The sequence below is a fragment of the Jannaschia seosinensis genome, from assembly GCF_001408515.1.
Taxonomy (GTDB): Bacteria; Pseudomonadota; Alphaproteobacteria; order Rhodobacterales; family Rhodobacteraceae; genus Jannaschia; species Jannaschia seosinensis.
Genome location: NZ_CYPR01000198.1, coordinates 1 through 6,191 on the forward strand (window position 1 = coordinate 1; position 6,191 = coordinate 6,191).

9 protein-coding genes are annotated in these 6,191 nt (G+C 54.2%); 1 reads left to right on the forward strand and 8 read right to left on the reverse strand.

Annotation, left to right across the window (positions count from 1 at the left end; genetic code table 11):
• The coding region (locus tag JSE7799_RS14705) for a transposase (protein ID WP_186201970.1) at positions 1–394 on the forward strand (394 nt) is incomplete at its 5' end.
• On the opposite strand, the gene JSE7799_RS21405 is transcribed toward JSE7799_RS14705, so the two are convergent.
• The 8 genes from JSE7799_RS21405 to tnpC form a co-directional block, all read right to left on the reverse strand.
• Positions 379–921, reverse strand: a complete 543-nt coding sequence (locus JSE7799_RS21405; protein WP_222101783.1) for a type IV secretion system DNA-binding domain-containing protein — start codon at positions 919–921, stop codon at positions 379–381. The two genes, JSE7799_RS14705 and JSE7799_RS21405, sit on opposite strands and share 16 nt — an antisense overlap.
• A complete protein-coding gene (locus JSE7799_RS21410) occupies positions 918–1,232 on the reverse strand; it encodes a DndE family protein (RefSeq protein WP_222101784.1) in 315 nt (104 codons plus the stop codon). The genes JSE7799_RS21405 and JSE7799_RS21410 overlap by 4 nt, the downstream gene beginning before the upstream one ends.
• Positions 1,233–1,235: 3 nt before the next feature.
• Positions 1,236–2,705: a DNA sulfur modification protein DndD gene (gene dndD, locus JSE7799_RS14710; RefSeq protein WP_222101785.1), complete on the reverse strand. Its 1,470-nt coding sequence runs from the start codon at positions 2,703–2,705 to the stop codon at positions 1,236–1,238.
• A 20-nt stretch (positions 2,706–2,725) separates the two neighbouring features.
• Positions 2,726–3,226, reverse strand: coding sequence for an AAA family ATPase (locus JSE7799_RS21415; RefSeq protein ID WP_222101786.1), 501 nt, complete (start codon positions 3,224–3,226; stop codon positions 2,726–2,728).
• Positions 3,223–3,861, reverse strand: a complete 639-nt coding sequence (locus tag JSE7799_RS14715; protein WP_055664281.1) for a ubiquitin family protein — start codon at positions 3,859–3,861, stop codon at positions 3,223–3,225. The genes JSE7799_RS21415 and JSE7799_RS14715 overlap by 4 nt, the downstream gene beginning before the upstream one ends.
• On the reverse strand, positions 3,858–4,040 hold the full coding sequence (locus JSE7799_RS14720) for a DNA modification system-associated small protein (RefSeq protein ID WP_055664282.1): 183 nt from the start codon (positions 4,038–4,040) through the stop codon (positions 3,858–3,860). The genes JSE7799_RS14715 and JSE7799_RS14720 overlap by 4 nt, the downstream gene beginning before the upstream one ends.
• Positions 4,037–5,425: a restriction endonuclease subunit S domain-containing protein gene (locus JSE7799_RS20655; protein WP_144431738.1), complete on the reverse strand. Its 1,389-nt coding sequence runs from the start codon at positions 5,423–5,425 to the stop codon at positions 4,037–4,039. Before JSE7799_RS20655 ends, JSE7799_RS14720 begins: the two co-directional genes overlap by 4 nt.
• Before the next feature lie 173 nt (positions 5,426–5,598).
• Positions 5,599–6,191: IS66 family transposase (tnpC, locus tag JSE7799_RS14730; RefSeq protein ID WP_144431739.1), on the reverse strand; the 593-nt coding region annotated here is incomplete at its 5' end.

Below are 6,191 nucleotides of genomic sequence, written 5' to 3' on the forward strand. Positions count from 1 at the left end.
CGATCTGCAAGACACCTGGATGGCCGAGACGAAGAAGGAGGCGAATGCCGCCTTCGATCTCTTCGTCGAAATCTACGGCGCGAAGTACGAGAAGGCTGTGGCCAAGCTGGTGAAAGACCGTGACGAGCTGCTGGCCTTCTACGACTTCCCGGCCGAGCACTGGAAGCACATTCGGACCACGAACCCGATCGAGAGTGTCTTCGCCACGGTCAGGAACCGGACCCGCAAAACCAAGGGCTGCCTGAACCGCAAGACCGCCCTCGCCATGGTCTTCCGACTCATGAAGTCAGCCAAGAAGAAGTGGCGGAAGATCAACGGGCCAAACCGTCTGCCCGACGTCATTCAGGGGATTGAGTTCAAGGACGGGATCAAGCAACTTCAAACCGCCGCCTGATGAGGACCGTCACCAACTTTTGGGCATATCTCTACGACACCTAGCTTAGCGTTAATTGAGGCAAAGCTTTCGGCCTTTTCCCGCGCAGAAATGTTTATATTTTGATCACCATACGAAGGCAGAACGAAAGGATTTATTGGCAGGCTTTGACCCGTCTGCAAAAGTCGATATGGCTGAACCTTTGCAATACTCGCAAAGTTTTCGTTATCAACCACGTCACCCTTATAATCAAAGTAGATAAAATTCGTTTGGAAATTCGACTGGATGCGAATATCAGCCAGCAGCTTTAAGAGAAATTGTGTCTTTCCTACGCCAGGCTTGCCCATGATTGCCAAGTGTGAGTTGGCATGTCGCGACGTGTTGTTCAGCTTCATCACCAACTCGTTTCGCTGCAACAGCGTGCGCCCAATAAATATTTCCAGTCCCTGTCCAAAATTCTCCCTGCGACTTGAGAATTCTACCTTCTCTACAAGAGCGGAGATGAGGCCATCGCCGCTGCGCCCGCACGACTGAAACAGGTCGTTCAACAGAGATGCTCCGTGGTCGATGTGGTTCTTTGTGAGAGCGCGATTGGAAAACAGTTCATCTTCGCTGAGATCAGGCTTTTTGTAAGCGTATGATAGAAGCGCCCGTACAAACGCTTTATCATCAGCAAAAAAGTTGGCCTTTTCATCTCGCCGCCACTGAAATTCGGGCTCGATGGAACATCCTTGCCGATCTGTGCAACCGACAGCGCAAATGCCATTCTGGCAAGGGTCACCTTCTCCAGTTTTGTCTCGAACCGGAGGGCGCTCAAAATTTCATCAGCCTCACTTGAGGTATAGAGTCGATCAGCCACGGACTATCTCTCCCAAAAGTACCCGGATCTAAAGGTAGTAAGCTCTTGCCTTTGGTCGAATTCTAGGCAGCCCGCACCACTCAGGTGAGGCTCAAGGCTCCTGTAGTAATTCGTGTCGATCTCCGTGTCAGTTGAGAGAATAACGACCTGATCGCCTGCATTCTGGAAATAGTTGTTCACAATGTTGTCGCGGTGCGTGCTATCCAAACGGGAAAGCGGCGTCTCAATGATTATCGGCAATTTGAGCTGACTCGTCTGAGCGAGCCCCCACAAAAGGGAAACAGCAAAAACTTCTTTCTCACCCGCAGACAGACCGGACTTCTTGATCTCATGCCCATTTCGATCGCTTATGCGAACTTCGTAAGTTTTGTCGCCAATGGTCAGGTCCTTGATCAACCCACTTCGGCTCGATAGAAGCCGGTACATCTCAAAAGTCTTTTCTTGGAGAAGATGCACCTTGTTCTTTCGCAGACGCACCATGAACTGATTGAGCACACTCGCAATGGAGTCGCACTCCTGAATGTACTCCGCCTTATCCTTTGAGACGTTGTGCTTTTCATAGAGCTTCTCGATCTCAATTTCTATGTCGCCAATTCGCTTCTCGAGCGCAATGATCTCTTCCTCTAGAATGCGTAAATGTTCCGTTTTACGCCCAATATTAGTTGAACAGCTTTCCATATCTCCTTGCAGCTGCTCAAATAGTTCCCGCTCAGACTCTGTCATTGCTCCGAGGGCACTCTTGCTTTCAAGCGTGCGTACTTGAGATTCGAGCTGCCTTTTTTCTTCAATGAGAGGCTGAATTAGGAAGACTTCGCTTCGCTCGAGGTTTTCCATTTGATTAAGCACGCGCGCCACGTCGCGATCTGAAAGGTCGAGAATCTTTGTTACATCGCCCCGACCATCTCCTTCTTTTAGCAGCCGTACTATGCGGCTCTCTAACTCCAACATTTTTTCCGGTGAGAGCTGCTCTCGGTAGATCGGTTCCGGTTCCTCGACGACGCGAACGAGTCGCTTAGCCAATTCAGCAGCGTTCTCCTTGATGGCTGCTCCAGTCGCGGACTCCCGTTCCTTGTCGATTTGCTGCCGGAGCCCGTCGAACAACTTACCAGCCAGGGAGAAGGGAAGAGACTTCTCGCACAGGGCCCGGATTTCGTTTTCGACTTGAGTGAGTCGGTTTGTCGCCTGGATCCGCCGCTTTTCTTGTTCCCGCATGGCCTCACGGGTCTCGGGTTCGCTTTGGAAGGTAAATTCGAAGCGCTTCTTTGCGTCGGAGAGTTGCTCCTTAAAGCCCGCAAGTTCACCTTGTAGGTCGGCGCGCTCGTTGTTTTTTCGCGTGAGCTTGCTCTTTTCCTTTCTCAGCTCACTCTGCTTGAATTCAAGATCCTCGTCGGAAATCTCGACGAACCCCTTGCGCTCCTCCTGCTTGATGTACGCGAGGTCAGACGCCAGTCGGTTTATGTTCTGAATGCCCAACGCGGCCTCAAGGGATGACTTCAGGCGGACTTCTGAATGGTCTTTGCTGCGATCTCTTGAATCTTTTCACCGTCGAAAAAGAAAAACTGGGTGATCCCCCGCGGGATAGCCGCGCGGATGATGTCCTGCCAAATTTCCTGGTTCTGGACTGACACGCGCTTGCCGTCTCGAACAACGACCAATCGTTCGCTCAGATCCTTTGGCCTTGGGTCGGCGACTGCACCGGCGCTCCATGACCGCTTGACGATCAGCTCGGATCCTTCGTCCATCTCCATGACCAGCTCGAAAACGACGTTTGCGTTCCCCTTGGCCTTCTCCCGACGATTGATGTTGCGAAAGATCGTGTCCGGTTTCGCGCCATAGAGGCAGAAGTTGATGGCCTCCATGATCGAGGTCTTTCCGGCCACGTTCAGCCCGCCGATCAGGAAGATGCTGCGGCCCTCGCCATCTGACGGAAAGGGGATCTCGGTCGCGAACTGAAAGGACTTGTAGTTCTCGATGGTGAGCTTGACGAATCTCATGCGTGGTCCTCACTCAGCTCCCAGTTCCCTCGGGGCGAGCCCGTCTTGAGAACGCCATCCTCGGTCATCTGGTAGCGTTTCCAGCAGGCGTTGTTCTGCCAGGCGTGGTCCCTTGTCGTCTCGCGCCATTCCATGTCGCCGGGCAGCAGTTTGCCCTGCAGCTTCTCCTCCATGTACTGCAGCACGTCGTTCTTATGGCAGGAGCCACCGTGGTGCCGCAGTGCTTCCAAGATCAGCTGGCGAAGCGTGGCGTTGGGCGTTTTCGGAGAGCGCGAGCGCTTTGCGCGCGGCTTCTTCGTCGTATCACCTTCCGAAGTGCGGCCGAGACGGGCCTTCAGGCCCTTCAGCAGCTCCTCCAGCTCGTCAGTGAGGTGATTGAGGACCTGCACGGCTTCAGCATTGACACCGAGGGCGGCGGCAAGCCGCGTCTTCTCGGCCCGCAGAGCGTCCGGTACCGCGACGCCGATCTTGTCCAGCTTGTCGATCGCCTTCGCGATCTCGCGCAGCTGCGCCTCCATGGCGGCGGTGTCGTCGGTTTCCGTGCCGGCGTCCAGGCGGTCGATGACCTCCTGGCAGAGCTCCAGCAACAGGCTCGGGTCCTTCACATAGCGATCGACCTCGGACCCGTCCGTCATGGCGCATTCCCGGTCGACGACTTGAGGATCTCGCGCAGCGCGTCATACACGCCGATGCGGCGCTCCTTGAACTCATAGTCCCGCACCGTGTCGAGCAGCTTGACCACCTTGTCCGGGTTGACCCCATGCTGTTTGCACAGTTCCTCGAGCAGGCGCTTGTCTTCTGTCGAGAGGTTCATGCCGCCACCGCCTCCTCGATCAACTGTTCGACGCGTGCCTTGGCTTGTTCCAAAAGTTGCCTTGTCTCGTCACGCTTTGCGTATGACTCCCGAACATGGGAAGTTATCAAATCCTGTATATCCTGAGGAACCTTGGGCACCATTATTCGCCTTAGGCGCGACTCCGGAACTGCGGATAGAATTCCTCCAGTGGCCTCCTGCATCATCTGCGTTCTGATCATGTAAGATTTGGTCAGAATCAAAAGAAATTCGGAAGAAACCTGTACCGGCCGAAGTTGAAAGAAGCCTGTCGATGCAATGCAGCCAACTTCGGATTCAGATACCATGGCAGCTCTATCAAGGCTTCCGGCCACTGAGGAGATCAAAACATCACCGGCGGATACACGCCGCCGTGCGCGCGAAGGGAATTCTTCGCTTGGACACACCATATAGCCATCAACGGTGCCCAACACGGAATTCAGATTTGAAAGTTCAATATATCTTTGCGTCGTCCCTGATGCGGCTTTGGGATCAAAGTTTGGCCTTATAGATCTGCAAATACTATAGAGTGACGTAAAACCATGCTTAAAGTCAAACACTTGTTGGCGGACAGCCGAAAAATGGGGATTAAAATACTCGGCATCGATGCGCCCGGCATCAAACGCAGTGGATGCAGTAGCGCAACTGAAGACTAAGCCACCATCATCGCCGCCAATGATGCCAATCTCGTCTTCAAGAAGACCCTGCGCGTCATGAACAAGTCTCACTGCGTCGTCAGCTGCGGCAAGCGCTCTTCTGATTTGGTTTCCAATCTGTCTCTGGATTTCAGGTTTGAATAAAGGGACCATTAAGCGCTCAACTTCACGACAGTTTAAATTAACTTGCCCAGTCCGACGCGAGTGGCGCCAGACTTGATTCCTGCCCAGTTTTGCCTGCAAATAGGCAAGTAGGAAGTATGGATCGCACTTGTCGTTAGTCTTGATCACCGCGACATTCTGATTTGTGACGTATACTGGATTATTGGCGCGAATGATTGCTGCCCTTCCTACAATGTCGGGAGTGGCGCCGATAATTGTCATCACTACTGAGTCTGGATCAATAATGTCAGACCTGTTCAGCACACGATTTGGTAAAATCCCGGCACTCTCAAAATTGATCGTACCCTCCCTAACGCCGTCAGTCTTAACGAATGTCACTTGCACATCGTCAATTAGAAGACGCCGTTCGCTCGGGGTTCTCCCGGTCCTGACTGGTGTTGTGATAAGGTGCGATAGCCTTACCGCCCCAATTTTGTCTCCTATCCTTTGCCAAAGTTTGGCGTCTTCCAGATAGTGTGGGCGGTAGAAATCTGCATCGAGCCGAACATACTCGATATTGCTGAGCGAGACGGCGCTAAACGTAGCCATTACTCAAGGCTCCAAAAATCGAAGCTCTGTTTTTGTGCGAACCTCACAAACGCCTCTGCGACGCAAAGCTGCTCGTCCGGAATGCTGGCTGCATCGGCAAGGTCGTCGGCCGATAAATCATAGTTCACCAAGTCCTGGTCGATCGTAAGCGGGAGCTGGGCCCCACATTGGTTTCAGCTTGACGGATTGAAGTTCCAGGGGAGGAGTTCGTCGATCCGGCTCTTGGGGTGCCCGTCCGCGATCGCCTCCAAGGTGGCCTTTAGATAGGCGAAGGGTTCGACGCCGTTGATCTTCGCGGTCTCGATGAGAGACGCGATGCGCCCCCAAGCCTTCCCACCTTCGTCGTGCCCGGCGAAGAGCGCGTGTTTCCTGTTCAGAGCGATCGGGCGGATGAGGTTTTCGACGCCGTTGGAGTCGATCTCGACGCGCCCCTCCCGAAGGAAGGTCTGCAGTCCGTCCCAGTGGTAGTGGATGTAGGCGAGCTTCTCGCCGAGACGCGATTTGGCGGAGACACGCAGGCGCTGCTCTTGCAGCCATTCGCCAAAGGCGGCGACAAGCGGCGCCGTTCGTGTCTGCCGAGCCGAGAGCCGCTGACCGGGTCTCATGCCGCGGATCTCAGCCTCGACCTTGTAGAACTCGGCAATGCGGCGCAGGCCTTCGGCCGCGATCTCGGAGCCGTCGCGATCGAACACTTCCTTCAGCTTGCGCCGGGCGTGCGCCCAGCAATACGCCACGCGGATCGGCTCACCGCCTTTGCGGGAGGGGC

Bases quoted from the DNA above. Each gene is read 5' to 3' on its own strand.
- JSE7799_RS21415 (WP_222101786.1), bottom strand. From the start codon at position 3,226: ATGAGATTCGTCAAGCTCACCATCGAGAACTACAAGTCCTTTCAGTTC.
- JSE7799_RS20655 (WP_144431738.1), bottom strand. From the start codon at position 5,425: ATGGCTACGTTTAGCGCCGTCTCGCTCAGCAATATCGAGTATGTTCGG.
- JSE7799_RS14715 (WP_055664281.1), bottom strand. From the start codon at position 3,861: ATGACGGACGGGTCCGAGGTCGATCGCTATGTGAAGGACCCGAGCCTG.
- JSE7799_RS14720 (WP_055664282.1), bottom strand. From the start codon at position 4,040: ATGAACCTCTCGACAGAAGACAAGCGCCTGCTCGAGGAACTGTGCAAA.